Source organism: Corynebacterium gottingense, from assembly GCF_002285125.1.
GTDB lineage: Bacteria > Actinomycetota > Actinomycetes > Mycobacteriales > Mycobacteriaceae > Corynebacterium > Corynebacterium gottingense.
This window is the reverse complement of record NZ_NSGN01000009.1, coordinates 25,935-49,178: the sequence shown is the minus strand read 5'-3', so window position 1 is coordinate 49,178 and position 23,244 is coordinate 25,935. Positions and strand designations below refer to the sequence as shown.

Genomic DNA, 23,244 nt, shown 5'->3' with positions numbered 1-23,244 from the left:
TCGCGGCTTACTCAGCGAGGCCTTTAGCGCACCCCAGCTGGTTGAGCAGATCGTTCACCTGCTGCGGCATGAAGTGGTACGCAGCCGCGCCCGCGAGACCGAGCGCCGCGAAGATGGCTGCGATGATGCCGAGGATCGTGCCGAAGGTGGAGCTGCCGTCCGCGGACGTGCCCTGGTCGCCGCCGTCCTGGATCGGCTTCTGCGGCTGCTTCGGTGCGTCCGGCTGCACCTTGCCGGCCTTCTGGGTGGTGCCGTCGGTGAAGGTGATAACCAGGTTGCCCTCGCCGTCAACCTCGACCTTCTCAACGCCGCGGCCGGCAGCGCCGTCCTTGCCATCCTTGCCGTCGGTACCGTTGGCACCGTCCTTGCCATCCTGGCCGTCGGTGCCGGTGGCGCCGTCCTGGCCAGCGATCGGGCCGACCTTCTGGCTGGTGCCGTCGGTGTAAGTCACCTCGAGCTCGCCGTCGACGACCTCGAAGCCAGCAACGCCGCGGCCGGCAGCGCCGGTCTCGCCCTTGTCGCCCTTCTCACCGTCCTGGCCGTCTTTACCAGCAGCCCCGTCCTTACCGTCTGCGCCGTCCTTACCGTCTGCGCCATCCTCGCCGCTGGTGCCGTTGACCTTGCCAGCGTTCTCGGCGTGGCCATCGTTGTAGTGGACGATCAGCTCGCCATCCTCATTGATGGCGACGGACTCGATGCCACGGCCGTCGTTGCCGTCCTGTCCGTCCTTGCCATCGCTGCCGTTGGCACCGTTGGCACCGTCCTTGCCTGCGGCGCCCGGCTCGCCGGGTTCGCCCTTGTCGCCCTTCTCGCCCTTGGCGCCGTCCTTGCCGTCGACGCCCGGCTCGCCGGTTTCGCCCTTGTCACCCTTGTCACCCTTGTCGCCCTTTTCGCCTTGCTCGCCCTTGGCGCCGTCCTTACCGTTAGCGCCGTCAACGCCGTCGGCACCGTCTTTGCCTGCGGCGCCGGGGTCACCCTTGTCGCCCTTCTCGCCCTTGGCGCCGTCCTTGCCAGCGGCGCCCGGCTCGCCGGTTTCGCCCTTGTCACCCTTGTCGCCCTTCTCGCCCTTGGCGCCATCCTTGCCGTCAACGCCATCCTGGCCGTCCCTGCCCGGGGCGCCATCTTTGCCTGCGGCGCCGTCCTCGCCGGTGACCTTGCCCAGGTCGACCGGGTTGTCCTTGTCGTCGGAGTAGGTCACCCAGAGGTGGCCGTCGTCACGCACCTCGGCCTTGATAATGGAGCGGCCGGCGGTGGGTTCTTCGGCGGGGGTGGGTTCTTCGGTGGCGGAGTCGTCGTCAAGCAGCTTCGGATCGACCTTGATGTTGAAGCCGACCTTGACCGGGTCGTGGTCGGAGGAGCGGAACGGGTTGCCGTAGCCGTAGAGCTTGTCGTCGCCGCTGCCGAAGAAATCCTGCGCGTTGTAGTTGCGGCGGGAGTACTCGAACGCGACCGACTCGTCGCCGTTGATGTTCCACACTGCGGAGTCCTGGACCAGGTCTTTTGCGGACACGTTGGCCAGCACGTGGTCGAGGGTGCCGAGTCGGCCGCCGAACTGGTAGGAAGCCTGGTCAAAGTTCTTCTCGTGGTGGACCAGGGAGAAGCCGCCACCCTCGATGGCGGTGATGGCTTCCTCCTTGGTGTAGGAGTTCAGGTCACCGAGAATGAAGGTCGGCAGGTCGGTCCATTTGTCTTCCTTGCTCAGGTGATCAATGAGCGCCTGTGCCTGGGCCTTACGAACGGCGGGGTTGTTGCCCTGGCCGTCGCCGGAATCCTTGTCGTTGTTAGCAACGGACCCCTTGGACTTGAAGTGGTTGACCACGGCCACGAAGTTGTCGCCGCCCTCGGCCGGCTCAAACTCCTGGGCCAGCGGCTGGCGGGCGGTGCCAGTGAAGGCCGAGTCGTCGAAGATCTTGGACTCGCCGACCGGGCGGACCTTGTCCTTCTGGTAAATGAACGCGACGCGGATGTAGTCCTCGTCGGTGCCGAGCTCGGTCGGGGACTTCACCAGGTCCCACTTCTCCTCGCCCGCGGCCTTGTTCAGCGCGTCGACCAGGTTCTGCAGGGTCTCGTCGCGCTTGGACACGTCACCGGTGACGGTCGCCGTGTTCTCAATCTCGGAGAGGCCGAGCACGTCGACGTCGAGCGTGTTAATCGCGGTGACGATCTTGACCTGCTGGTCCTTGAACGCGTCCTCGGTGTACGCGCCGCGCACCTTGCAGTAGTTGGACCCGACAGGGGTGCCGTTCATGTCCTTGTAAGCCTTGCAGTTGTCCTCATCCTTGCCCAGGGAGTTGAAGTAGTTGAGGACGTTGAAGAAGCCGAGGGAGAAGTCGCCCTTCACGGTGCCCGGCACGTCGATGGACTTCGCGCGGGAGTCCTCCCACGTGATCGGCAGTTCTTCCGCGGTGTTCTTACCGGTGATCGGCTGCAGCGGCTGGAAGCGCCACTGGTCGAAGGAGTAGTCCACAACCACGTCGGTCTGGAACTCCACCTGGTCGGTGGTGCGGATGGACTTCACGCCCTTATCCGAGGTGACCAGGTACGGCAGCGGGGTGTTCTTATCCGTGCGGAAATAGTTCTTGGTGCGGCCGTCGTCCAGGTACACCTCGCGGGCGGACTGCTCGGCCTCGTACTTGCGGTAGCCATCGACGCTCGGTTTGTTCTTGTCGGTGAAGTTGTAGATCGGCTCGGTGCCCGCCACCAGGCCGAGGTCACCCGTGTTGTTCAGGTTGTAGTTGTTGGTCACCGTGTAAGTGCCGGGGCGGACCAGCATGCCCTCGTAGGGCTCGCGGGCGTCGTCGCCAGCCGGGAGCTCGGTGAGCTCCACTGCCTTCGGTGCCTCGAGCTCCTCATCCGGCTTCTGCTTGGAGGAAACGGTGATCTGGGTCTGGTTGTGGTACTCCGAGACCTTGCCGGTCACCTGGAGAGAGTCGCCGCGCTGCGGGAAGTCGTTGTTCTCGCCCATGTAGACGAAGATGCCGTCGGAGGCGTCGCCGGCCTTCTTCTCTGCGCCGCCGGTGCCCGCGGTCTGCAGGAAGAAGCCGTTCTTGCCGCCCTCGTCGTACACGGCGGTGACCACGCCCTCAGTGGTCACGGTCTTGCCCTCGAGCGGGGAAGCGGCGCCGGTGCCCTGGATCTCAGCGATCGGGGTGATCGCGCCGGGCTCCGGGGCTGGCTGCGCGGGGTCGGACGGGTCAGCGGGGTCGGTCGGCTCAGACGGCACGACCGGATCGCTGCCCGAGCCCTGCGGGGTCGGCGCGGCTGCGTGGAAGTCAGCGGCGTTGTCGTCGGTGTCTACGCCCGCCTCTTTGCGCTGGATGGCAGTCGTGTTCGAGGTCACCTCGGCGGCTTTGCCCTCAAAGTTTTTCGCCCCGCCCCAGCCGACGAGGTCGACTTGGTTGCCGGAGGCGTCGGTAAGCACTGCGCTCGCTTTCGTGCTGCTGAAGTTGAAGGAGCTTTCGTAGTCGGCATTTTCGATCGGGTGAGACGTGTCGTCGCCCGCGGCGCCCTTGATCAGGAAGTACCCGCCCGCAGGCACGGATCCGGAAAGCTTGGTCGTGTTGCCCGTATTGCCCTCGGCGGACTGCTGGTCGAGGACCCATCCGGTGATGTCGATGTCCTTGTCGGTGGGGTTGTACAGCTCGACAAAGTCGTTGGAGATGGTGGAGCCGGAGTTGCCGCCGCCTCCGTAGACCTCGTTGATGACAACGTTGGAGCCGTCGGTCGCCGCGTGCGCGGTGGGGACGGTGATGGTGCCGGCTGCGAGCGCGACGATGAACGCTGCGGAGAACCCGTGGCGGTGGTTGAAACGCATGTGGAACCCTTTGCTGAGAGGATGGAGTAATTTCCCAGTTAAAATAACGCCGGTCGCTAGGCTGCGCTGGGTATAAACTCAGTAAAAACTTAAAGTTCAGGCATTGTTCATCTGTTGGACCGCTATTGGTTCCCCGGGGGCGTCGGATATACTTGCCCACGTCTGCTGACCTCTGACTAATGAAGGAATCTCATGGCACGTGTCGTGGTAAATGTCATGCCGAAGGCTGAAATCCTGGATCCGCAGGGCCAGGCTGTCCAGCGCGCACTTGGGCGAATCGGGGTGAACGGGGTCCAGGATGTCCGCCAGGGCAAGCGCTTCGAGATCGAGGTGGACGACTCCGTCACGGATGAGGAGCTCGCTCGCGTCGCGGAGACCCTCCTGTCCAACACCGTGATCGAGGATTTCGAGGTTGTTCGATGACGGCAACCATCGGGGTTATCACGTTCCCAGGCACGCTTGACGACGTCGACGCCCTCCGCGCCGTCCGCCTCGCAGGAGCCGAGCCGAAGCAGTTGTGGCACGCCGACGACGACCTGACCGGCGTGGACGCCGTCGTCGTCCCGGGCGGGTTCTCCTACGGCGACTACCTGCGCTCCGGCGCGATCGCCGCGCAGGCACCGATGATGGGTGCCGTGGTGGAGGCCGCGAAGAAGGGCATGCCGGTACTGGGCATCTGCAACGGCTTCCAGATCCTCACCGAGGCCGGTCTGCTGCCGGGCGCGCTCACCCGCAACCAGCACCTGGACTTCCACTGCGTGGACACCTACCTGGAGATCGCCAACGCGGACACCGCGTGGACCTCCCGCTTCGAGGCTGGCCAGAAGATCCTGGTGCCAGCGAAGCACGGCGAGGGCCGCTTCCAGGCCTCGCAAGAGACGGTGCACCAGCTGGAGCAGGAGGGCCGCGTGGTCTTCCGCTACACCGACAACTTCAACGGCTCCGCCAATTCGATCGCGGGCGTGACCAATGAGTCGGGCCGCGTCGTCGGCCTCATGCCGCACCCGGAACACGCGATCGAGCTGCTCACCGGCCCGTCCACTGATGGTCTGGGCCTGTTCGAATCCGCCATCGACGCTATCTCGAAGATCGGAGCGTAAACGATAATGACCGTGCACGACGACACCGTCGAGAACGCGCAAGCAACCCCTGACCTTCAGCAGCCGTACGCGGAACTGGGCCTGCGCGACGAGGAATACGACAAGATCAAGTCCATCCTGGGACGCCGCCCCACGGACGCGGAGCTGACCGTGTACTCCGTGATGTGGTCCGAGCACTGCTCGTACAAGTCCTCCAAGGTGCACCTGCGCTACTTCGGCGAGACGATGACCGAGGAGATGGCCTCCAAAATCCTCGCCGGTATTGGCGAGAACGCCGGTGTGGTGGACATCGGCGACGGCGACGCGGTGACCTTCCGCGTGGAGAGCCACAACCACCCGTCGTTTGTGGAGCCATACCAGGGCGCCGCAACCGGCGTGGGCGGCATCGTACGCGACATCATGGCCATGGGCGCGCGCCCGATCGCCGTGATGGACCAGCTGCGTTTCGGCCCGGCGGATGCCGAGGACACCAAGCGCGTCCTCCCCGGCGTGGTCCACGGCATCGGTGGCTACGGCAACTCGCTCGGCCTGCCCAACATCGGCGGCGAGACCGTCTTCGACGCCGCGTATGCCGGCAACCCGCTGGTCAACGCCCTGTGCGTGGGCACGCTCAAGGTGGAGGATCTCAAGCTCGCCTTCGCTTCCGGCACCGGCAACAAGGTGGTGCTCTTCGGCTCGCGCACCGGCTTGGACGGAATCGGTGGCGTTTCCGTGCTGGGCTCTGCCACCTTCGAGGAGGGCGAAGAGCGCAAGCTGCCGGCCGTCCAGGTCGGCGACCCGTTCGCGGAGAAGGTGCTGATCGAGTGCTGCCTGGAGCTGTACCACGCCGGCGTGGTCGTGGGCATTCAGGACCTCGGTGGCGGCGGCCTGGCCTGTGCCACCTCCGAGCTGGCCGCGGCCGGCGACGGCGGCATGCGCGTCAACCTGGACAACGTCCCGCTGCGCGCCGAGAACATGTCGGCCGCCGAGATCCTCGCCTCCGAGTCCCAGGAGCGCATGTGCGCCGTGGTCACCCCGGACAACGTGGATCGCTTCATGGAAATCTGCGCGAAGTGGGAGGTGGGCGCCGCCGTCATCGGCGAGGTCACCGACGAGAAGGACCGCTACGTGGTCACCCACGGCGGCGAGGTCGTGCTGGACGCGCCGCCGTCATCGATCGACGAGGGCCCGGTCTATGAGCGGCCCTACGCCCGCCCTGACTGGATTGACGAGGTTGGGGAGCGAGGGGGCGTCGATAAGCAAGAGGCCCTTTCGGCCGCATGGCTGAAGATGGTGGCCTCGCCCGCCCTGTGCTCGCGCGACTACATCGTGCAGCAGTACGACCGCTACGTGCGCGGCAACACGGTGCAGGCCCACGGCGCGGACTCCGGCGTGCTGCGCATCAACGAGGAGACGAACCGCGGCGTTGCCATCGCCACCGACGCCTCCGGCCGCTACACCTACCTCGACCCGAACGCGGGCGCGCGGCTGGCGCTCGCCGAGGCCTACCGCAACGTTGCCGTCACCGGCGCGACCCCCGTCGCGGTGACCAACTGCCTCAACTTCGGCTCGCCCGAGAACCCGGACGTGATGTGGCAGTTCCGCGAGGCAGTGCACGGGCTTGCCGACGGCGCCGCCGAGCTGAACATCCCGGTCTCCGGCGGCAACGTGTCCTTTTACAACCAGACCGGCGAGACCCCGATCCTGCCCACCCCGGTCGTGGGCGTGCTTGGCGTCATCGACGACGTGGCCAAGGCGAACCCGTACGCCGTGCCTTCGACGGAGGAGGAGTTCTCCCTGGTCTTGCTCGGTGAGACCGCCGACGAGTTCGGCGGCTCCGTGTGGCAGGACATCTCCGGCGCGGGCCTGGGCGGCGTGCCGCCGAAGGTGGACCTGGCAAACGAGGAGCGGCTGGCGAAGTTCTTCGCCGACGTCGCCGACCACGGCGGCGTGACCGCCGCCCACGACCTGTCCGAGGGTGGCCTGTCGCAGGCCGTGTTCGAGATGCTGCAGGCCTCCGGCAAGGGCGCTGACCTGGACCTCGCGGCCGCGCACGAGGACGCGTTCACCGCGCTGTTCTCGGAGTCCGCATCCCGCGTCCTGGTCGCCGTGACTGCAGACCGTGCGGACGCGCTTGTTGAGCGCGCCGGTGCCGCAGGCGTGCCGGCCGCGCTGATCGGCCGTACGAACGCGGAGGGTGTCCTGCGCTTTGGCTCCGAGCAGCTGGAGATCGCCCAGCTTCGCGACGCCTGGGCCGACACCCTGCCGTCACACTTTGCCGCAGCGCACGCCCCGAACGCAGCGGTGTAGCGTCCAGGCGGGCGTCACGTGGTTGCGCTATTGCTGACGCTCGCCGCTGTCTTCGGCTTGTCCGTCGTCGCCGGTGCCACAGGTGCCGGCACGGCGGGCTTTGTCGTTTCTGCGACGTTGCTGGGGTTCGGGCTGGCGCCCTTCGTCGGCGACTCTTTGCAACGGCTGCTGCCGTGCTCGGTGTGGGGCAGATTTTCTCTTTCGGCTCGTACTGCTCGGGGCCTGGGCGTGGACCACTTCAACGCGTTTCTCACCCGGGTTGGGTGGAACCAGCAGGTTGTGGCTATGCGCGGGTTTGGCGTTGGTGAGTCTGGCGCTGCTGAACGCAGGAATCCGCGGCATATGCAGGCTGCGGCCGCCGGGCATGCGTGGGCGTTGGTGCTCCATGTCGTTGCCGCGGCGTGGGCGGCGCTGGCTGGCGGGTGGTCAGCCGTAGCTGTGTTGCTGGCCGTCGGAGTGGTGGGGCACCTCTATCCGGTGCTGTTGCAGATCCGGGTACTGACGCGGCTGCACGAGGGGCATAAACTGAGCTAGCTCCATTTGGACCTGCCCGGCCGGTGAAACGCCAGGTCGTGCGGATCCGTGAACCCTAAAGGGAGCTAGCTGTACTGCTCGGGGACGTTGATCAATCGTGAGAACGGCGGCTGGTTGTCGCAGGCCGTGTGCGGGCGGTGCTGGTTGTACTGGTGCAGCCAATCCGGCAGGGCGTCGCGTCGTTCTTGCTCGCTGGTGTAGCAGCGGGCGTAGGCCCACCCGTCGGCCATGGTCCGGTGGAAGCGCTCTACCTTGCCGTTGGTCTGCGGCCGGTACGGACGCGTTCGCTTCGGGGTGATCGAGAGGGCCTCGCAGGTGTCCCGCCACAGGTGCGAGCGATAGGCGCCACCGTTGTCGGACAGCACCCGCTCCACGGCGACGCCGCGATCGGCAAACCACGCCACAGCCCGATGCAGGACCCCGACCGCGGTGACGGCGGTCTCGTCGTCGTGGACCTCGGTGTACGCGACGCGGGAGTGGTCGTCAATGACGGTGTGCACGAACGCGTACCCGAGCCTGGGGTTGTGCCACTTGCTCTTCGGCTTACCCGGTGTCGCCGTTCGGTTGTGGTCGCCCTGGCGGCGGCCGACGTAGCGCCAGCCGCCGCCGTCGGGGATGTTCCCGAGCTTCTTCACGTCCACGTGGACCAGGGAGCCGGGGTGGGGGTGTTCGTACCGGCGGATCGGTTCGCCAGTCTCGCGGTCCATGTAGGAGAGCCGGTTCAGTCGGGCACCGGCCAAGATGCGGTGGACGGTCGAGGGCGCGATGCCGAGTCGGGCGGCGAGCTGCACGGGGCCCTCACGCAGCCGTATCCGCAGGCTGACGCACCGCTTCGTCGTCGCCTTGTCCGTCTTGTTCGGTGAGGTCTTCGGCCGGGACGAGCGATCCTGCATCGACTCGCCGGCGCGATAGCGGTCGACCCACCTCTTCACGGTCGGCCAGGAGACCTGGAAGCGGGCGGCGACTTCGCTGATGGGCCAACCGTCGTCGACGACGAGCTGGGCCACCTTGAGCCGGTGGCGAGGTGTCAGGGTGGCGTTGGCGTGCATCACCCCTCACCTGCTGCGACGGGCGTCGTCCGCGGCGTTCGGAGTTGCCCCAGGACTGCAAGGAGGATCGTCGTGGCGAGCGGCACGAGTCCGGCGGCGATGAACAAGCTGGCAGCGGCGATGTGTCGGCTGAGGAGTCCGGTGAGTGCGATGGACAGTGGCATGAAGGCGATGGAGATGAAGAAGTCGAGGCTGGCGACTCGGCCGAGCATCTCCAGCGGTACGTGTTCCTGCAGGACCGTGCCCCAGATGACCATCCCGACTCCGATCGACGCACCGTAGACCGCCAGTCCGGCGCTGATGATCCACGGATTGTTGGTGAGTGCGGGGATGGCCAGTGGAAGGCAGCCGAGTGCCCATGCGCCGACCATTACGGGCAGGAAGTGTGAGGGGGTGGGCCATGAGCCGGCGACGAGGGAACCCACCAGGCCGCCGACGCCCAGAACTCCGAGGACGACTCCGTACACAGCCGGACCGTTGTCATGGGTCGAGCGTATGACCGCGGGCAGGAGAACTTCCAGCGGACCGGTCACGGCCAGGCCCATGGCGGCCGCCAACAGCACGCTGGAGCGAACCCAGCGCGTGCGGGCGACGTAGCCGAACCCGTCGAGCAGGTCCCGCAGCGCAGAGGTGGCCGGAGCTTCGGCGTCGGTCTCGGCTGAGCAAGGGGCAGGAAGCCGCAGGGCGGCGATCAGGGCGAGTCCGAGCGCGCCGGCGATGAGGTACCCGCCCGCGGCAGGCACGCTCGCGCCGATGACGGCACCGACGACGCCGGGGGCGAGGGTCTGTCCTACCAGCGGCCGGGTGGTCCCTTCGAGCCCGTTGACGGCCATCAGGTCGTCGCTTCCCACGAGGACGGGCACGAGCGCGGTGTAGGCCGGGAAGAAGAAGGCGGTCGAGACGCCGATGACGAACGCGGACACTGCCAGCATCCAGAAAGCGGCCGCGTCGAAGATGGCGGCGGTGGAGGTCGTCGTCGAGGCGGCGAGGTTGACAGTGAGGACGCCGACGATGACGGACTTCTTGGCGACGCGGTCCGCAAGTACCCCGGCGGGCAAGGATCCTGCGAGCAGGCCGATGCCGCTCCACGCCACGACACCCGACAAGGTGGCCGCCGTGGCGCCCAGGTCGAGGGTCTGCATGGCTAAGTAGAGGGCCCAGCCGCCCTGGGCGAAGACGGTGAGCACCATCGCTGCATACAGCGGTCGGTAGCCGGGGACGGACAAGGGGCGAAGGGGGTTCATGGCAGGTCCTTTGGGGCAAGGCTGAGGTGGGGCCAGTCGGTGAGGTCGTCGAGCATCTGCCGGTCGTGCGTGGCGACGATCGTGGCGCAGGGGGTCCGCAGGAGCTCGGTGGTGATGTCGTCGACGAGGCTCGATGACAGATGGTTGGTGGGCTCGTCCAGGAGCAACAGGTCCGGGTCCACCGCCAGGCACATGGCCAGATGGAGGCGGCGTTGTTGCCCTTGCGACAGGTGCCCCACGGGTGTGCGGGTTGCCGCGGGCTCAAGCAGCCCGAGTGAGCCGAGGGAGGGTGCCTGTGATCGGCGGCCCTGCGTGGCCAGGTACGTCTCGTAGACCACGTGTGCGGGGAGGGCGTCGTCCCAGTCAGGGACCTCTTGAGACAACAGGGCGACGCGCACCCTCGGGTTCACCCGCAGCTGGCCTGTACTCGGGGCCAGTCGCCGACCGAGAAGCCCCAACAGTGTGGACTTCCCAGCACCGTTCGGCCCGGTGACCACCAACCGGTCTCCACCGCTGATGTCCACCGAGACCGGGGTGGCCAACTGGTCAGTCACGGTGAGCATGGAGGCGTTGACGATGTTCTGACCGGTCCGCGCTGACGATGTGGGCCATGCCAACCGCAGCGGTGGCTCTGGCACGTCGATCTGATGACGCTCCAGGTCCACGATGCGGCGGTTGAAAGCCTGTACCACCCCGGCAGCGCGCGTGGCCCGTTGGTGCTTGCCCGTTCCCTTGTCGGGTCGCCAACCGCCTTGCGACAGGCGGGAGCGTGCGTCGGCGGCGGCGCGGGTCAGTTCCTGATGCCGGGCGACCTGGGCGGCATGGTCTTGCTCCCAGGCGGCCCGTTCTCGTTGCCGCCCTTCGATCCAGCCCTCGTAACCGCCCGCGTAGGTGCGCGGAAGGCCATCGCGGGTCGGGTCGAGGTCCAGGAAGCTGGTCGCCACGTCGCGCAGCAGGGCGCGGTCGTGGCTGACTAAGGCCAGGCCACCGGGGTGGTCCCGCAGGCGCTCAGTCAGGAAGGACAGCCCTGCAGCGTCCAGGTGGTTGGTGGGCTCGTCCAGCAGCAACAGGTCAGGGGTCGATCCGAGGGCGACCGCCAGCCGTACCCGGTACCGCTGGCCGACCGACAAGGTCGACAGGACCCGATCGCGGTCGCTACAGGCGTTCAGGCCCGCCAGGGCGATGTCAACACGGCGGTCTGCATCCCAGGCGTCCAGCCGCGTGGCCGCCTCGAGTGCGGCGGAATAGGCGTCGGCCGCGTCATCGCCCGCGGCCAGCGCCGCGGTAGCCACGTCGAGGGCCTGCAGAGCGGCCCTGGATGGGGCGGTCGCCTCGGCAATGAGGTCACCGACCGTGCGATCGCCCTCGGTGGCCATGTCCTGCTTGACCAGGACGAGGGAACCCACCCGGGTCACCACTCCCGAGTCGGGTTTCAAGATCCCCGCCAGTATATGGAGCAAGGTGGTCTTGCCCCGGCCGTTGTCGCCGACGATCGCCAGTCGCGACCCGGTGGAGACGGTGACGTCAGTCCCACTCAGCAGCGGCCTGTCGCCGAGTGTCAGGTGGAGTGATTCAGCGCGGATGTGTGCAGCGGGCCCTTGGGATGTCCCGATCCAGGCACATGATCGTAAAGGTTCTGTGGTTGGCATTGCGTACTTTCAGCTCGTCATGGAGCCGGGCACCACGAAGCGGCCGCCCGGCAGATGGCCAGGACGGCAGACGAGAGGTCATAAGGGGTCCCGCCGCCGTCAGCGGACGGAACGCAGCTTCATCGAGGCGATGCCTGAGTACATGCGACCGAGGATACAGAGCCCGGGCGATGCCACGCAAGTCAACTAACGTCCCCGGTCAGTACAGCTAGCTCCATTTGGACCTGCGCCGACGGTGAAACGCCTGGTCGCGCGGAATCGTGAACCCTAAATGGAGCTAGCTCCATTTGGACGTGCCCGGCCGGTGAATCGCCTGGTCGCGCGGAATCGTGAACCCTAAATGGAGCTAGCTCCATTTGGACGAGGGGGCACGCTTGGAGCCCATTCTTAGGCATCATGGGTGGCCATCTCACGCGTCACGCGCTGACTCAGATGGCTAAGCGAAAGATCACTAAAGAGCTAGTCGAGAAGGTTATGAAAAACAGGCAGAACAAGCCGAGGCAATGGGAATACCACAATGTTTAGCGGCAACGGGATTCGTGTTATCGACTATAATTTGACCGGAAATGTGATTACTGTTACGAGGGCCTAATCATGAATTTCGATTATGACTCAGAAGCTGACGCAGCCTATCTAACCATTACGCAGTCAGATGTCCTTCCGGAAAGACAGATATCAGCAATAACTACAGAAGGAATGGAAGGGGAAATAGAAATCGACGTGGATGAAAATGGCAAGGTCATTGGCATTGAGTTCGTGAATGCTTCCTTGATTCTTCCTTCAGACTGCCTCTCCTGATGCACCTTGGGGGACTTCTTGCTGATCTGCGAACCGCTACAGGGTTCGCTTATCACCCAGTCTCCAGCTGGGAGCGAGTATGAGTAGACCAAGTTGGCGCCACCTTTGGTGCACGTCAACGGCGTGTGTCGCCTCTCCTGCCAAAAGGGCTGCGGCGAATGGGTCGCACTGCACACGGCGCTGGCGGACGCGTTAGCGCGATGCAGCTCAATGCTCAGACAATGGCTAAGCCTGTGGGTGGCTATGTCACTCGCATAAAGACGGAAGCGACATGCTCAACCACAGCCCAATGCGGCACGACCACCGAGTGCAAAGCACTTGCCACGATGGCGTTACATTATCGGAGTCCTAATAGCGGTATCTTTGTAGTCGGGCGGTTCCAGCCCTAGTCCACCCGCTGCGTGGGACCCGGCCGCTCGACCAGCGGCTCCGGCTCGTACTGGCCGCGCAGGTCCTTGAGCGTCTGGGTGTGCTCCCAGAGGCGCTTGTCCTCGTCTGTCACCGGCACGAATTTGCGCGCGGGCAGCGGGTTGCCGTCGACGTCGATGCCGATGTAGGTAAACGAGGCGTGGATGGCGGTCCCCAGCTCGTCGCGCCCGCCGCGCGGGTCGCCGGCTCGGACGAAGGTGGAAACGTGGATGGAACGGGAGTCGGTGCGCGTGATGCGCGCCTCCACCTCGATGAGGTCGCCGATGTGGATGGGCTTGTAAAACCGGATACCGCCGGCGTAGACGGCGACCGTGCGCTCGCCGGACCATTCCATGGAGCAGGCGAGGCCGGCTTCGTCGATCCATTCCATTGCGGTGCCGCCGTGGACGTTGCCGCCCCAGTTCACGTCGGTGGGCTTGGCCATGAACCGGTGGGTCAGGCGCGGCGCGGTGCCGTCGTCGGTGTAGGTCTGCTCTTCCATGGACGCCTCGATGGCCTTGCGCAGGTCCACGCGCGACTTCGCGGCCTTCTCGACGCGGCGCTGCTCGTCGGTAATCGGCACGAACGTCGGCACGGGCATGGACTTGCCGGTCTCCGGGTCCTTGGCCACGAAGATGACGAGGCAGTCGCAGGCACGGGTGAACTTGCCTTCGCGGGGGTCGGCGGAGAGCACCTCGTTGACAATGTGCATGGAGCTGCGCCCGGTCATGGCGATCGTGGAGCGCACCTCCACAATGTGGCCGGACGGGATTGGCCGGGTGAAGTGGATGTGCCCCACGTAGGCGGTCACGCAGTAGGTGGCGGACCATTGCGCGGCGCAGGCGTAGGCGGCCTTATCAATCCATTCGAGGACGCGGCCGCCCGAGACGCCCTGGGCGCCGGCGATGAGGACGTCGGTAGGCGATGCCATGAACCGCAGCGTGATGGACGCCGACCGGTTCACGGGGACTGCTGTGTTCGTCATGGCTAGGCATCTTAGTATGGGGGCTATGGCATCCAGCAGAAGCTCGAAGCAGGACCCGGCGGCAACGCGCGAGGCGGTGGCGGCGGTCGCTGCGTGGCTCGATGGTCAAGGGGAGACACCCGGCAGGGCATTGCTTGCCGACGCCACCCGCCGCACCGCCCGTACCCTCGCCGAAGAACTCCCGGGCAAGTCGGTGGAGCTGCGCGTGCCCCCGATCGTGGCGGTGCAGTGCGTCGAGGGCCCGCGGCACACCCGCGGCACCCCGCCGAACGTGGTGGAGATGGCTCCGGAGACCTGGCTGCGCATCGCCACCGGTCGCAGCACGTTTGAGGATGAGGTGGCCGCGGGCAGGATCGACGCCTCCGGCTCCCGGGCGGGCGAGATCGCGCGGGGGTTGCCCGTAATTGCCCTTTCGTAGGCGCGGTCCGTTAAAGTAAGGGCCGTGCATACCGTGAGCATGGAAAATGACGGGGACTCCCGGGCGCAGCTCGACGACGCACCGCGCGATGAGTGCGGCGTGTTCGGCGTGTGGGCGCCTGGTGAAGACGTCTCCAAACTGTCCTATTTCGGCTTGTTCGCCCTCCAGCACCGTGGCCAGGAGGGCGCGGGCATTGCGGTGGGCGATCACTCCAACATCGTCGTGTTTAAGGACACGGGCCTGGTCAGCCAGGTCTTCGACGAGTCCGTCCTCGATGCCCTCCAGGGCGATGTGGCCATCGGGCACACGCGCTACTCCACCGCGGGCGGCAATTCCTGGGATAACGTGCAGCCGATGTTCCGTACCTCGCCAAACGGCACGGACGTCGCGCTCGCGCACAACGGCAACCTGACCAATTACCAGGAGCTGCAGGCCGAGGCGATCGAGCGCAAGCTCATCCCGGCCGATGGCGTGCAGGGCCAGGGCTCGTCCTCCGATACCGCGGTCGTTTCCGCGCTGCTCGCCGACCGGATCCGCGGGGAGCACACGCTTATCGACGCCGCCCTCGACCTCCTCCCTCGCCTCCAAGGCGCCTTCTGCTTCATGGTCACCGACGGCGACACCCTCTTCGCCGCCCGCGACCCGCACGGCGTGCGCCCGCTCTCCCTGGGCCGGTTGGAGCGCGGCTGGGTCGTCGCATCCGAGACGTGCGCCCTGGACATCGTCGGTGCCTCCTTCGTCCGCGACATCGAGCCGGGCGAGCTCGTGGCCATCGACGCCACCGGTATCCGCTCCGAGCGGTTCGCCGAGGCGCCGCGCAAGGCCCGCTGCGTGTTCGAGTACGTCTACGTGGCGCGCCCGGATTCGGTACTTGACGGCCAGACGGTGAATGCCAGCCGCGTTGAGATTGGGCGTCGATTAGCGCGAGTCGCCCCGGTGGAGGCCGACCTGGTCATGCCGGTGCCTGAGTCGGGCACCCCCGCGGCGATCGGCTACGCCGAGGAGTCCGGGATCCCCTTCAAGCAGGGGTTGATGAAGAACGCGTACGTGGGTCGTACGTTTATCCAGCCGTCCGATACGCTGCGGCAGCTCGGGCTGCGGCTGAAGCTGAACCCGGTGCGCGCCGCCATCGAGGGCAAGCGGCTCGTGGTGGTGGACGACTCAATCGTGCGCGGCAACACCCAGCGCAAGCTGATCCGCATGCTGCACGAGGCGGGCGCCGCCGAGGTACACGTGCGCATCGCGTCGCCGCCGGTGAAGTGGCCGTGCTTCTACGGCATCGACTTCGCCAGCCCCGGCGAGCTCATTGCCAACCACGGCCGCGGCGGCACCGATGCGGAGGTCGCCGAGTCCATCCGCACCATGATCGGCGCTGATTCCTTGGCCTTCGTGCCTATCGACAACATGATCGCCGCCACCAACCACCCCGCAGAAAACCTCTGCGCCGCCTGCTTCGACGGCAACTACCCGCTCGGGCTTCCCGACGGCAACCCGAACGCCGACCTTGTCCGGCGCATCCAGAAAGGTGACACCCGACATGACTAACCAGAACTCCGACCCTTCCGTCTCCTATGCCGCCGCGGGCGTTGACATCGAGGCCGGCGACCGCGCCGTCGAGCTGCTCAAGGACCACGCCAAGCGTGCGTCCCGCCCGGAGGTCAAGGGCGGCATCGGCGGGTTCGCCGGTCTGTTCGCCCTGGGCAAGTACCGCGAGCCGTTGCTCGCGGCCGGCTCCGACGGCGTGGGCACCAAGCTTGCTGTCGCCCAGGCGATGGACAAGCACGACACCATCGGCATCGACCTGGTCGCCATGTGCGTCGACGACTTGGTCGTCTGCGGCGCCGAGCCGCTGTTCCTGCAGGACTACATCGCTACCGGCAAGGTCGTGCCGGAGAAGATCGCGGACATCGTCGGCGGCATCGCCGAAGGCTGCGTCCAGGCCGGCTGCGCGCTCCTCGGCGGCGAGACCGCGGAGCACCCCGGCGTGATGGAGGCCGACGACTATGACGTCTCCGCCACCGCCGTCGGCGTCGTGGAGGCGGATGAGCTGCTCGGCCCGGACCGCGTGCGCGAGGGCGACACGATTATCGCCATGGCCTCGTCCGGCCTGCACTCCAACGGCTACTCGCTGGCGCGCCACGTCCTGCTGGAGAAGGCGGGTCTGCCGCTTGACGGCCACATTGAGGAGTTCGACCGCACCCTCGGCGAGGAACTCCTGGAGCCGACCCGCATCTACGCCCGCGACTGCCTCGAGCTGGCCTCCGAGTGCGAGGTGCGCACCTTCTGCCACGTCACCGGTGGTGGCCTGGCGGGCAACATGGTCCGCATCATCCCGGAGGGTCTGGTTGCGGAGATGCGCCGCGCCACCTGGACGCCGGGGCAGATCTTCCGCACGATCAAGTCGGTCGGCCAGGTGCCGGACGAGGAGATGGAGAAGACCTTCAACATGGGCGTCGGCATGGTCGCCGTCGTCGCGCCGGAGGACCGGGACCGCGCGCTGGCGATCCTGGCCGCCCGCCACGTGGACTCTTGGGTCCTCGGCGAGGTCCGCGCTGCGGACAACGGCGAGACCGAGCGCGCAGTGCTGGTGGGCGAGCACCCGCAGTACTAGGCGCCCGCAGTACTAGCTCGGCGCACCCCGCGCATGAACAAAGCACCCGGGGTTGCCGGGTGCTTGTGCTCAAACGGTGTGAATGGTGGCGTTGTGGGGCCGGGCGGACTTACTTCCGGTCCTCGTCATCATCGTCCCAGTCCGCGTACTCGGCGTACTGGTCATCCACCTCGTCACCGTCCTCGTCCCAACGCCGCTGCGGTGCCTTGCCTGCAAGCTCACGCTGCAGAGAATCGAGGTCCATTTCAGGCGTGTTGTACTTAAGTTGGCGAGCAACCTTGGTCTGCTTTGCTTTGGCGCGTCCGCGGCCCATGGCGTGACCCCCTTGAGGTGGTTCTAGGGCGGCCTAAGAAGGCGGCCTCATACTTTCGATAGTTATTGTCCTGGGGGACATAATAGCCTGTACGCCACGAAAATGCTCACCCGGCCCCTGAGCTGGGATTAACGCCCGCGGCGCAGTTTGTCCACCGCGAGACGGCCAAGCTTCTCGCCTTCGTCGGTAGGCAGCGAGTCCGGGTCCACGCTCGCAGCGACCCCCTCGATGTCCAGCGGGGCGGTGAGGGCGGAGCGCTTGACCAGTCCGAGCGCGACCGGGCCGTAGTCGGCGTCCTGGACGACGGTGCCCAGTCGGCCTACCTTGCGCCCGTTGGAGGTGATGGTCTCGCCTGGCTGCGGGTCGTGCGGGGCTGAGCCGTCGAGCTGCAGCATGACCAGCAGGCGAGGGGACCGGCCGAGGTTTTCCACGCGCGCGACGGTTTCCTGCCCGCGGTAGCAGCCTTTGTTCAGGTGGACGGCCCCGATGTGCTCGCCGCGGTTGATCAGGCGCGGCGCCTCGTGCGGGATGGATTTTTCGTCCAGGTCCACGCCCAGCTCGGGTTCGACGTTGCGCACCCGCGCGGCCGTAAACGCCATCATGCCGGCGTAGGCCACCCCCTGCTCGTGGAGGTGCTTGGCCACGCCCAGCGCCTCCCCACACGGGACCGCCACGTCCAGACGAGCGGGGGAGAAGTCGCTGACGCGGCGGGTGAAGACGGCCTCGTCGATGGCGGGGAACTCGGCGTCGTCTGCAAGCAGGGTGAGGATGGCCAAGTCGGCCTCCTCAACGGTCACGTCGGACCAGAACACCATTTTGCGCAGGTAGTCCACGAAGGAGTCGAACTGGGCGGGCGGGACGTCGAGGTAGAACGTGCCATCCACGAGTGCGAGGTCGGCGTGGTGCAGGATGTGGCCCTGGATGTCCAGGTCGAGGGCGGCGGCGGTGAGGGACGGTGTGGCGTCGATAAGCTTCTGCGAAAGCAGGTTGTTCAGGAACTCGGCGGCGTCGGGGCCGGAGACGGCGATGACGCGGCGGTGCGAGCGGTCGATGATGCGTAAGCCCTGCTGTTCCGCGAGCGGATTGCCGTAGTGCCAGGCCACTCCCTCGGCGAGCGGGTTGGACTCGATGGGGGTGGCGCCGGGCAGTTGTAAAAGATCGGACGAATACGACATAGACCCCGATCATACGGGCATAATGGGACAGTATGGCATCGATGCTCCCACCCGCTCCGGTCATTTACCTCGTCGAGCCCTTCGGCGGCTCCGTGCGCAGACAAAACGCGAACACGCCCCACATCTTCTGGGATGACGCGGCTGTGACGCGTGGCGACGGCATTTTTGAAACGATCCTCATCCGCAAGGGCGAGCCGGCGAACCTGGAGCAGCACGTGGAGCGGTTCCGGCGCTCCGCCGCCACCCTCGACTTGCCCGACCCCGGCAGGGAGCACTGGATCAAGGCGACCCGGGAGGCGGTGGCCGACTACGTGCGTGAACGTGGGCTCGCTGCGGAGGACGTGGACGCGAAGTGCGTCTGGACCATGTCGCGCGGGCGCGAGACTACCGGCGTGCCCACCGCCTGGCTGACCATCCGGCCGATCCCGGACTCGGTCTTGGAGGAGCGCAAGAACGGGGTGAGCGTGGTGACCACCCCGCGCGGCTACACCATCAACCGCGGCGAAGGCGGGGAGGCGGAGGTCCCCTGGATGCGGGTGGGCGCGAAGACGCTGAACTACGCGGCGTCCATGGCGGCGCTGCGGTGGGCCCGCGGAGAGGGGTACGACGACGTCATCTATATCGACCCGGAGACGGACCGTGTCCTGGAGGGGGCGACCTCGACGGTGGTGATTGTGAAGAAGGGCGGGCGGCTGCGCACCCCGAAGCCGGGGCCGGGGATCCTGCCCGGCACCACCCAGGCGGCGCTGTTCGCGCACGCGGAAAAGAAGGGGTGGAAGTGCAAGCAGAAGGACATGTACCTCAGCGAGCTGCTCAAGGCGGAATCCGTCTGGCTGGTCAGCTCCACGCGCATGTACGCGCGGGTGCGCAAGCTGAACGGGAAGAAGCTCCCGGCGCCGGACAACGCGGCGGAGGTGCAAAAGCTGATCGTCGCCGCGCTGGATAAGGCTTAGCCGGCGATGCGCTTGAGCTCGGCGGACATGTAGGGAACCATCTCGCCGCCGACGGCGCGCTCGTCCACCCAGCCCAGGTTGTTGTTGGGCATGAGCCCGTAGAGGCGCTTGCCCGCGCCGTGCTGCTTCGGGCCGGACTCGGTGGCCAGGGTGGTGGCGCTCTGCAGCTGCCAGGCGCGCTCGTTGACCGGCTCGCCGTACATCACCTCGACGAGGCCGCGGGAGTTGGTGAGGGTCACCTCGATCTCGTCCTTCAGGGAGATGCGCCAGAAACCCACCTCGCGCTGGTCGGCGCCGGTGGCGTTGCCGTCCTCGTCGATGCGCCAGATGCGCGACTCGAAGCGCAGGTAGTTCTCGCCGTCATGAGAGATCACCAGGCGCTGGCCAAAGGCGTACTCCTCGCCGTTGTCGTTGGCCTGGCCGGTGCCGGTCCACACGCCGACCAGCGGCAACAGCGCCAGCAGCCCGTCGTGCAGGCTCGGACCCTGGCGCAGGTTCGCCGTGTCCTCCTCTAGCGGGAAGTCCTCAAAGCCCAGCGCCGGGATGTTTCGGTGCGCCGTGTTCTTCGATTGCTCCGCGGCCAGGTTGACGGCGTCGTTGCCGTTGAGCGAGCCGGTGTTCTCGGGGGTGGTGTTCTCTGTATCAGCCATGCCAGCCAGGGTAGTCGTTGGCGTGCCGCGACCGCACCCCGCCTCGCTTGCCTCGCCTGCCTCGCCTGCCTAGCCTGCCGAGGCATCCTCCGCGTCCGACGCCAGCGGTGAATCCTCCGCCTGCCGGGCGCCCTCGTCCGTCGACGGGTCCCGCAGGAGCGGGGTAAGGTCCGTCTCCTCCACGACGGTATTAATACGGTCCCGCGAAAACTCGATCGATCCGCCGGTGAGCTGCACACAGTCGGCAGGGCCACCGAGCGGCAGGTCCCGGGTATCGCGCTCCAGGCTGAACGCCTGCACGGCGCGGTCGGTGAGCTCCGGGGGGACGTCCACGAGCTCGCTCGGGCGCATGACAAACTTCGTGCCGTCGATTCGCAGCGTCACCACCACCGTCACGGGGTCCTCCGTGCCAGGAATGGTGCCGGTCAGCCGCGCCTCGCTCGCGCCGCCGCCGGACGGGGAGATGTCGTAGGGGCTCGCGATGTCCAGGTCCGTCATGCCCAGCAACTGCCCGAAGGCCACGCCGTCGAGCCGGACGATGCGGCGCACGAGGCTCGCCTTCGCGCCGGGCAGGTCGTCCACGAGGTGCGCGGTGCGGGGGTGAGGCAGGGTGACGTCGACAAGCTTGATGCCCACGTTGCCCACGCCGACGCCGGCAACGGGCACATCCAGGGCGTCGACGGTGATGCGGGGTACGGTGCGGCCGAAAGGCAGGCCGCCAACATACGCAGCGGGGGCTGTGGACAGCTCGCCCAGCTCAGCGGCGCGCGCGGAGAGTGCGTGCTCGGCGCGCATCCCCGCCGCCGTGTCCGCGAGGTAGCCCAGCAGCGCGATCGCCGCGACCCCGACAGCCGCACTTCGCTTCAATTGCATACTTGTACCGTAGCCTGGGTCCATGCACGATTACAGCACCATCCTCCACGCAGCCACCGACGCCGACGGGGTCGCCCCATTCTCCGAGGCGTTCGAGCAGGCGCTTAGCGACGCCACCCTGAACCATTCCCTCCTCACCACCCCTTCCACCGACGTCCCCGGTGGGCTCGCGGGCCTGGCCTCCATCGCCCCGGACGGCTCCGCGGAGCTGGTGGTGCACCCGGAGGCCCGCCGTCGCGGAATCGGTGCCGAGCTGGCGCGCCGGGTGCTCGAGCAGCGTCCCGACGCCGGCTTGTGGGCGCACGGCAATCTGCCGGGGGCGCGCGCCCTGGCGGCGTCGCTGGGGCTGGAGCCCACGCGCGAGCTCCTGGTCATGGCGTGCGAGGGGGACGATCTACGGGACGCAGCGCAGCTCACGCTCCCGGATGGCTACCAAGCGCGCACCCTTGCTAGCGCGAAAGCGGCGGGCGAGCAGGACGCGCTCGAGCGCGAGTGGCTGCGCGTCAACAACGAGGCATTTTCCTGGCACCCCGAGCAGGGCGGGTGGGACCTGGAGCGTCTCCACCGCGCGATGCGGGCGGAGTGGTTTGACCCGGAGGGGGTCTGGTTCCTCTCCTGCGGGGACGAGCTCGCGGGCTTCAGCTGGACCAAGGTGCACCCGGACGGTACGGGTGAGGTGTACGTCGTCGGCCTGGCCAATGATTACCGCGGCCGCGGGCTCGGCGCCCCGCTGATGCAGCTTGCGCTCTCCCATTTGGTGGGGGAGGGGAAGGATCGCGTCATCCTGTACGTGGAGGCGGATAACGCGCCGGCTGTGGCGCGGTACGAGGGCCTCGGCTTTGCTGTGGCGGAGCGGCACGTGGTGTACGGCGCGGCGTCGGAAAGCGCGTAACCGCTGTTGCTAGTGGGGCTAAGGGGGTGTGAGTCAACCCCTGAGTGTGTGACATTCATCGCATCCGCAGTGTTTTATCAGGCTTTTTCGGGCGTGTTGTAGAAGTTCACCGACTGTTTACCAAACTGGACACTCGGGGTTAACCGCTGACTTCTAGGTTGAGTAACCGTGAGTAATCGGAAAGAGTTTCGTCCACCTCGCTGTGGGCAAAACCGGCCGAGAGTGGCACCGATGCTCGAGTGGTAACTAACTAAGCACCGGAAAGGTATCCCGTGAACCGCAACTTTAAGCGCACCGCCGCCATCATCGGCGCCGTCGCAGTCTCCTCCGCAGCCCTCGTCGCTTGTGGCGATTCCTCTGACTCTGACTCCACCGACACCTCCTCCGAGGCTTCCTCCGCCGCTGAGGGCTCCGAATCTGAGGGTGCCGGCGCAGAGCTCTCCGGCCAGACGGGCCAGCTGGTCGGCGAGGGTGCTACCTCTCAGCAGAACGCAATGGACTACTTCGCAGCTCGCTACGCCGAGGAAGTTCCGGGCGCGACCCTGGCATACAACGCCACCGGTTCCGGCTCCGGCCAGAAGAACTTCATCGCTAACCAGGCTGCGTTCGCTGGCTCCGACTCCCCGTTGAAGGATGACCAGGTTGAGGCTGCCGCTGAGCGTTGCGGTGGCAACGAGGCATGGCACCTGCCGTTCGTCATCGGCCCGGTTGCCATCGCGTACAACCTGGACGGCGTTGACGAGCTGAACCTCACCGTCGACAACGTTGTTGACATTTTCCAGGGCAACATCACCAACTGGAACGACCCGGCTCTGGCCGAGTCCAACCCGGACGCCGAGCTTCCGGACCAGGAGATCAAGCCGTTCTACCGCTCTGACGAGTCCGGCACCTCCGACAACTTCCAGAAGTTCCTGGCTGCTGCTTCGGACGGCAAGTGGACCGGCTCCGGCAAGTCCTTCCCGGGCGAGGTCGGCACCGGTGCGAACGGCTCCTCCGGCGTTGCTACCGAGGTCAACAACACCCCGGGCGCAATCACCTACGTCGAGGCTGGCTTCGCTGACAAGAAGGCCAACATCGACTTCGGTTCCGGCCCGGTCGAGCTGACCGACGAGTCCGTTGAGAAGACCCTGGACACCCTGGAGTTCAAGACCGAGGGTCACAACATGGTCGTCGACGCTGACAAGCTGTTCAAGACCGACGCAGAGGGCGCATACCCGCTGGTGCTGACCACCTACGAGATCGTCTGCTCCGCTGGTTACGACGAGTCCACCTCCAAGATGGTGAAGGACTTCCTGAACGTTGCTCTGGACTCCCAGGATGACGAGCTCGCAGCTGAGGGCTTCATCCCGGTCGCCGGCGCACACGCTGAGCGCCTGCGCGAGGCAGTCAACGCCATCCAGTAAGCCACTTGGCGGTGTGGTGCCCCCCAACGCGGCGAATGCCGTTGCGGGGGGCACGCCCATGTGAGGGCACGGTTAACACCAAGTGT

General features: G+C 66.6%; 20 protein-coding genes. 11 read left to right on the top strand and 9 right to left on the bottom strand.

Annotated features, from left to right (window positions below; all coding sequences use genetic code 11):
- Window positions 1-7: 7 nt before the first annotated feature.
- On the bottom strand, window positions 8-3,814 hold the full coding sequence (locus CKJ82_RS09240) for an ExeM/NucH family extracellular endonuclease (protein ID WP_095537894.1): 3,807 nt from the start codon (window positions 3,812-3,814) through the stop codon (window positions 8-10).
- A gap of 192 nt (window positions 3,815-4,006) precedes the next feature.
- On the opposite strand from CKJ82_RS09240, the gene purS reads away from it, so the two are divergent.
- From purS to CKJ82_RS09220, 4 genes are read left to right on the top strand one after another with little or no spacing between them, the layout of a single operon-like run.
- Entirely contained in the window at window positions 4,007-4,237 is a 231-nt protein-coding gene (gene purS, locus CKJ82_RS09235) for a phosphoribosylformylglycinamidine synthase subunit PurS (RefSeq protein ID WP_095278703.1), read from the top strand.
- Window positions 4,234-4,914: a phosphoribosylformylglycinamidine synthase subunit PurQ gene (gene purQ / locus CKJ82_RS09230; RefSeq protein ID WP_095278702.1), complete on the top strand. Its 681-nt coding sequence runs from the start codon at window positions 4,234-4,236 to the stop codon at window positions 4,912-4,914. Before purS ends, purQ begins: the two co-directional genes overlap by 4 nt.
- A gap of 3 nt (window positions 4,915-4,917) precedes the next feature.
- Window positions 4,918-7,203 (top strand): phosphoribosylformylglycinamidine synthase subunit PurL, encoded by a 2,286-nt coding sequence (gene purL / locus CKJ82_RS09225; RefSeq protein WP_205691151.1) that lies wholly within the window; start codon window positions 4,918-4,920, stop codon window positions 7,201-7,203.
- A gap of 30 nt (window positions 7,204-7,233) precedes the next feature.
- The gene (locus tag CKJ82_RS09220) at window positions 7,234-7,737 is read left to right on the top strand and encodes a hypothetical protein (RefSeq protein WP_240510526.1); all 504 of its coding nucleotides are present in this window, start codon (window positions 7,234-7,236) and stop codon (window positions 7,735-7,737) included.
- 65 nt (window positions 7,738-7,802) lie between these two features.
- Here CKJ82_RS09220 and CKJ82_RS09215 read toward each other — a convergent pair whose 3' ends face one another.
- The 3 genes from CKJ82_RS09215 to CKJ82_RS09205 are packed head-to-tail and all read right to left on the bottom strand — an operon-like array spanning window position 7,803 to window position 11,679.
- Entirely contained in the window at window positions 7,803-8,789 is a 987-nt protein-coding gene (locus CKJ82_RS09215) for an IS481 family transposase (RefSeq protein ID WP_165765420.1), read from the bottom strand.
- Window positions 8,786-10,030 (bottom strand): MFS transporter, encoded by a 1,245-nt coding sequence (locus CKJ82_RS09210; RefSeq protein ID WP_095537890.1) that lies wholly within the window; start codon window positions 10,028-10,030, stop codon window positions 8,786-8,788. The genes CKJ82_RS09215 and CKJ82_RS09210 overlap by 4 nt, the downstream gene beginning before the upstream one ends.
- Window positions 10,027-11,679: an ABC-F family ATP-binding cassette domain-containing protein gene (locus CKJ82_RS09205; RefSeq protein ID WP_095537889.1), complete on the bottom strand. Its 1,653-nt coding sequence runs from the start codon at window positions 11,677-11,679 to the stop codon at window positions 10,027-10,029. The genes CKJ82_RS09210 and CKJ82_RS09205 overlap by 4 nt, the downstream gene beginning before the upstream one ends.
- Before the next feature lie 594 nt (window positions 11,680-12,273).
- On the opposite strand from CKJ82_RS09205, the gene CKJ82_RS09195 reads away from it, so the two are divergent.
- The gene (locus tag CKJ82_RS09195) at window positions 12,274-12,477 is read left to right on the top strand and encodes a DUF2283 domain-containing protein (protein WP_095537888.1); all 204 of its coding nucleotides are present in this window, start codon (window positions 12,274-12,276) and stop codon (window positions 12,475-12,477) included.
- Between the two features lie 385 nt (window positions 12,478-12,862).
- Here CKJ82_RS09195 and CKJ82_RS09190 read toward each other — a convergent pair whose 3' ends face one another.
- The gene (locus CKJ82_RS09190; RefSeq protein ID WP_095537887.1) at window positions 12,863-13,870 is read right to left on the bottom strand and encodes an acyl-CoA thioesterase; all 1,008 of its coding nucleotides are present in this window, start codon (window positions 13,868-13,870) and stop codon (window positions 12,863-12,865) included.
- A gap of 16 nt (window positions 13,871-13,886) precedes the next feature.
- Here CKJ82_RS09190 and CKJ82_RS09185 point away from each other — a divergent pair, with 16 nt between their 5' ends.
- The 3 genes from CKJ82_RS09185 to purM are packed head-to-tail and all read left to right on the top strand — an operon-like array spanning window position 13,887 to window position 16,899.
- Complete coding sequence (locus tag CKJ82_RS09185) at window positions 13,887-14,288, top strand: sterol carrier family protein (protein WP_095537886.1); 402 nt, start codon at window positions 13,887-13,889, stop codon at window positions 14,286-14,288.
- Between the two features lie 39 nt (window positions 14,289-14,327).
- Entirely contained in the window at window positions 14,328-15,833 is a 1,506-nt protein-coding gene (purF, locus tag CKJ82_RS09180) for an amidophosphoribosyltransferase (protein WP_095537885.1), read from the top strand.
- Entirely contained in the window at window positions 15,826-16,899 is a 1,074-nt protein-coding gene (purM, locus tag CKJ82_RS09175; RefSeq protein WP_095537884.1) for a phosphoribosylformylglycinamidine cyclo-ligase, read from the top strand. Before purF ends, purM begins: the two co-directional genes overlap by 8 nt.
- 109 nt (window positions 16,900-17,008) lie before the next feature.
- On the opposite strand, the gene CKJ82_RS09170 is transcribed toward purM, so the two are convergent.
- Together CKJ82_RS09170 and ygfZ are read right to left on the bottom strand one after the other, a co-directional pair.
- Complete coding sequence (locus CKJ82_RS09170) at window positions 17,009-17,212, bottom strand: DUF3073 domain-containing protein (RefSeq protein ID WP_095537883.1); 204 nt, start codon at window positions 17,210-17,212, stop codon at window positions 17,009-17,011.
- Window positions 17,213-17,340: 128 nt separating this feature from the next.
- Window positions 17,341-18,387, bottom strand: a complete 1,047-nt coding sequence (ygfZ, locus tag CKJ82_RS09165; RefSeq protein ID WP_095537882.1) for a CAF17-like 4Fe-4S cluster assembly/insertion protein YgfZ — start codon at window positions 18,385-18,387, stop codon at window positions 17,341-17,343.
- A gap of 41 nt (window positions 18,388-18,428) precedes the next feature.
- Between ygfZ and CKJ82_RS09160 the strand changes: the two genes are divergently transcribed.
- The gene (locus tag CKJ82_RS09160; protein WP_420838566.1) at window positions 18,429-19,340 is read left to right on the top strand and encodes an aminodeoxychorismate lyase; all 912 of its coding nucleotides are present in this window, start codon (window positions 18,429-18,431) and stop codon (window positions 19,338-19,340) included.
- Here the strand turns inward: CKJ82_RS09160 and CKJ82_RS09155 are convergent.
- On the bottom strand, window positions 19,337-19,990 hold the full coding sequence (locus CKJ82_RS09155) for a heme-binding beta-barrel domain-containing protein (RefSeq protein WP_095278690.1): 654 nt from the start codon (window positions 19,988-19,990) through the stop codon (window positions 19,337-19,339). The genes CKJ82_RS09160 and CKJ82_RS09155 overlap by 4 nt on opposite strands.
- 69 nt (window positions 19,991-20,059) lie before the next feature.
- Complete coding sequence (locus tag CKJ82_RS09150; protein WP_240510745.1) at window positions 20,060-20,863, bottom strand: LmeA family phospholipid-binding protein; 804 nt, start codon at window positions 20,861-20,863, stop codon at window positions 20,060-20,062.
- 22 nt (window positions 20,864-20,885) lie between these two features.
- On the opposite strand from CKJ82_RS09150, the gene mshD reads away from it, so the two are divergent.
- A complete protein-coding gene (gene mshD, locus CKJ82_RS09145) occupies window positions 20,886-21,755 on the top strand; it encodes a mycothiol synthase (RefSeq protein ID WP_095537879.1) in 870 nt (289 codons plus the stop codon).
- A 272-nt stretch (window positions 21,756-22,027) separates the two neighbouring features.
- The gene (pstS, locus tag CKJ82_RS09140) at window positions 22,028-23,158 is read left to right on the top strand and encodes a phosphate ABC transporter substrate-binding protein PstS (protein ID WP_095537878.1); all 1,131 of its coding nucleotides are present in this window, start codon (window positions 22,028-22,030) and stop codon (window positions 23,156-23,158) included.
- The last annotated feature ends 86 nt before the right edge of the window (window positions 23,159-23,244 follow it).